General features: G+C 66.8%; 3 protein-coding genes and 1 pseudogene. 3 read left to right on the plus strand and 1 reads right to left on the minus strand.

All coding sequences use genetic code 11. The annotated features are described in order from the left end of the window. Positions 1-233 (minus strand): annotated as a pseudogene (locus U9980_RS02115) (hypothetical protein); the annotation flags it as partial. Positions 234-424: 191 nt separating this feature from the next. On the opposite strand from U9980_RS02115, the gene U9980_RS02120 reads away from it, so the two are divergent. From U9980_RS02120 to U9980_RS02130, 3 genes are all read left to right on the plus strand, one after another. Continuing rightward, entirely contained in the window at positions 425-1,531 is a 1,107-nt protein-coding gene (locus U9980_RS02120; RefSeq protein ID WP_322766451.1) for a PP2C family protein-serine/threonine phosphatase, read from the plus strand. A 499-nt stretch (positions 1,532-2,030) separates the two neighbouring features. Next, a complete protein-coding gene (locus U9980_RS02125; protein ID WP_322750033.1) occupies positions 2,031-3,368 on the plus strand; it encodes an ATP-dependent 6-phosphofructokinase in 1,338 nt (445 codons plus the stop codon). Positions 3,369-3,444: 76 nt separating this feature from the next. Further along, a complete protein-coding gene (locus tag U9980_RS02130; RefSeq protein WP_322752390.1) occupies positions 3,445-3,678 on the plus strand; it encodes a zinc ribbon domain-containing protein in 234 nt (77 codons plus the stop codon). Positions 3,679-3,707: the final 29 nt, after the last annotated feature.

Raw genomic sequence — 3,707 nt, forward strand, 5'->3', positions numbered from 1 at the left:
GTCCACCCCACCTCGACCTCTGCCAGGGGGACGGCCCGGTCCGGGATCCACCCCGGCGGCGCGAGCAGGGGTGTACCAGCCACCCGTGCCGACGGCGGGTACAGCTCACCGGCGAGCCGGGTCAGCCGGTGGCGGTGGCTGTTGAGGAACCGTCGGACGGTCCGCCACTGTTCGTGAGCGACCTGGCTGTCCCGGTCATCCACGCCTTGCCGTGGCCGTTCTGTCCCCTGCACGGGCCGATCCTCTCCCACCCGCGGATCCTCCCCTCCCGCCGGTGGATGGCGGTCCGGGACGCCCTCGCGGTTTTGGTGGGAGCCGCGGCACAAGTAGCGTTCCACTGGTGGTCGTATTGTGGTCAACGGCGTTTCCTCGTTCGTTGGTTGTGGGCATGATGAGGACAATGCGGACACGTGGGAGCGCGGTCGTGGCGGCTGACGGAGGTCTGCCCGGCCTGCTGGGCCTGCTCGTGGTCGCCGATGTCGTCATCCCCGGGATCAACCTGACCGGCTTCTACGGGCTGGTGCCCTTGATCGCCTCCGCTACCGGCTCAACGGTGGTCACCGTTGCCGTCGGGCTCGCGGCGGTTGCCGCTGCCGTGGCATCGGGCACGTGGGACCATCGGTTCGGTACCGGGCAGCATGTCGCCGCGTGCGTGCTGGTCACCGTCCAGGCCGCGGTTGCGGTCTACGTTGCGGTGACAAGGCAGCACAGGGAACGGGAGCTGGGACGCGTCCGCGTCGTGGCCGAGGTGGCCCAACGCGCGCTGCTACCGGTGGTACCCGCCACCGTCAACGGGGTCGCGTTCGCCGCTCGATACCTGTCCGCCGCGGCCGAGACCCTTGTCGGTGGGGACCTCTACGAGGTCGTGACCGCATCGGGCGGCACCCGAATGATCATCGGGGATGTGAAGGGCAAAGGCCTACCCGCGGTCCGGCTGACCACGGTCGTCCTGGGTGCGTTCCGTGAGGGAGCCGCCAACCACCCGGAGCTCGAGGGGATTGCCGGGGCCTGCGCCCGGGCGGTTTCGCGAGAAGCGGGCGCCGAGGACTTTGTCACGGCCCTGCTCGTCGACATCCATTCGGACGGGACGTTGCGGTTGATCTCTGCTGGGCATCCACCGCCGATCCTGTTGTCCGGAGAGTCGGCGTACCCGCTGGCGATCATCGATCCCAGCCCCCCGCTGGGTATTGCCGAGGACTTCACGGCGACCATCAGCAGCTGGGCTCCGGGTGACCGGTTGCTGCTGTTCACCGACGGCCTGATCGAGGCACGTGACAGCAGGCGGGCGTTCTTCAGCCTCAATGACCACCTTGCCGAGCTGACAGCGGTCACTCTTGACACGGCGCTGGACGCGCTGGTTGCTCATCTGCACCGTCATGTCGGCGGGAAGCTGCACGACGACCTCGCCCTGCTCATCGCCGAACGGTTGCCCGCACCCGACCGCGCGACCGCGGCAGTCGGTGGGACGCCGGTGACCGCGACCGGATCAGCGTTCTCCGTTTCCCGCACCGATTCCCTCACCGAAGGATGACCGGATGACGTGTCGGTACCCGCGGGCGGCGTCCGGTCGGCATCGTCCAGCGAACGTTCAGTAATCGATCTCACTCTTTGCGGGTTTGGGGCACGTCGCCACGCCGGGCTGACCGGGGCGGTCGCGTCCGGCGGCGGCATGAGCACCGACGACGACCTGCGGCTGGTCGCTGAGCCGACGCCGACCGGCGGTGCCGGTCGGGCTGACCCGGGTTCGTGGCATGTCCGGCCGGTAAAGCACGGGTTTCGGCTGGCGCACCATTCGGGCGGGTTCACGATCCAAGTCATCGGGGTTGGCGGCCTGGCCGGTACTGTTTGACACGAGTGGGCGAGAAAGGAGATTTGACAATCGTGGTGTGTCCCACCCGGAAATCTCTGTTTCACGTCGGTAACCGGGCTGGTCCGCCGGCTGGCCGGGAACGGCGCGGTCACCGGGCGGAGTCGAGAGCTCCCGGCTCCCTCCCGCTTGCGTCGGCGGCGGTCCCAGGGATGCGTTACTGATGGCTGATGGTCCAGATCTTTCCGTAAGGACGCTGGGGCCCTGTCGGATCACATCGCCGCTGGCGCCGTTGATCGGTGACAAGCGAACGACCCAGCATTATGTGGACGAGGATGACCGTGTTCTTCTCGACGACACGTTGTCCATGGTTGCACAGCGTGATATGCCCGTCGACGCTCTCCCCGGATTCGAGCCGGCCGGGCCCCGGCGAAAGATTTTCTTTGATCCGTCCAAGACCCGGGTCGGAATTGTCACCTGTGGGGGGTTGTGTCCCGGTCTGAACGACGTCATCCGTGGCCTGGTGTTCGAATTGACCTCGCACTACGGCGTCACCAGAATCTTCGGTTTCCGCAACGGATACCAGGGGTTCATCGCCCAGTACGGCCACAGCGTCCTGGACCTGACCCCCGAGCTCGTCGGCACCATCAACGAGAACGGTGGAACAATCCTTGGAACCTCACGCGGGCAACAGGACCCGGAGGAGATCGTTGACTGCCTGGAACGGATGAGCATCACCATTCTGTTCGTCGTCGGCGGTGACGGCTCGCTGCGCGGCGCGCTTGAGCTTGCCCGGATCGCGCGCGAACGAGGTGACAAGATCGCTATTGTCGGCGTCCCGAAGACGATCGACAACGACATTCCCTACATCGACCAGAGCTTTGGTTTTCAGACGGCGTTCGGGAAGGCGGCCGAGTCGATACGGGCTGCGCACGTCGAGGCGACGTCCTCGCCCAACGGCGTCGGCGTGGTGAAGCTCATGGGCCGGCATTCGGGATTTCTGGCCTGTTACGCGTCGCTGGCGAACAGCGACGCGGACGTGGTGCTCATCCCTGAAGTGCCCTTCGCTTTTGACGGTGACGGTGGGCTCCTGAACTTCCTGCACAGGCGGGTCGAGGAGCGGGGCCATGCCGTCGTCGTCGTCGCGGAAGGCGCCGGCCAGGAACTTCTCGCGCAGGAGGAGCAGGGCCGGGCGCCGCAGGGCAGCGACGCCTCGGGCAACATCAAGCTCCGGGACGTCGGCCAGCTCCTCACCAGGCGGGTCACGGAACATTTCGGCGCGGTGGACATCGAGCTGAATCTGAAATACATCGATCCGAGTTATGTGATCCGCAGCGTACCGGCCAATCCCTACGACAGCGTGTACTGCATCCGGCTGGCGCACGCCGCGGTCCACGCGGCGATGTCCGGCCGTACCGAGATGGTGGTCGGCCGGTGGCGTCGCAGGTTCGTGCACGTCCCGATTCCGCTGGCTATCAGTCACCGCAGTCAGGTTGATCCCGCCGGCGACCTCTGGCTGTCGGTCCTGGAGGCTACCGGCCAGCCAGTTCGCTTCGGCTGACCACCGGATCGCGTGTTCGATGCGGGCCGTTCGACGTGGGCCGGTCTACGTAGGCCGTTCGACGTAGGCTGAGAGCGTGCCTGCATATGAATACCGTTGTCGTACCTGCGACACCAGCTTCGAGGTGCGACGTGGCATCACCGAAACAGCCGCCGTCAGCACGCCGTGTCCGACTGGTCACGCCGACACCAGCCGGGTGTTCACCGCGGTCGCGGTGACCCGCGCGGGTTCGTCGCCGGCTTCCGGGTCGGCTTCGCTGCTGCCTGCCCCGTCGGGTGGCGCCTGCTGCGGCGGTGGCTGCTGTACCTGACTCGGCGCTGTATGGCCCGATGGGCTCCC

Origin of the sequence: Protofrankia sp. Cr1 (assembly GCF_963555865.1) — a bacterium.
Taxonomy (GTDB): Bacteria; Actinomycetota; Actinomycetes; order Frankiales; family Frankiaceae; genus Protofrankia.

What these genes read in the sequence shown, in the direction of transcription:
- U9980_RS02125 (WP_322750033.1), top strand. Translation starts at nt 2,031, where the DNA reads ATGGCTGATGGTCCAGATCTTTCCGTAAGGACGCTGGGGCCCTGTCGG.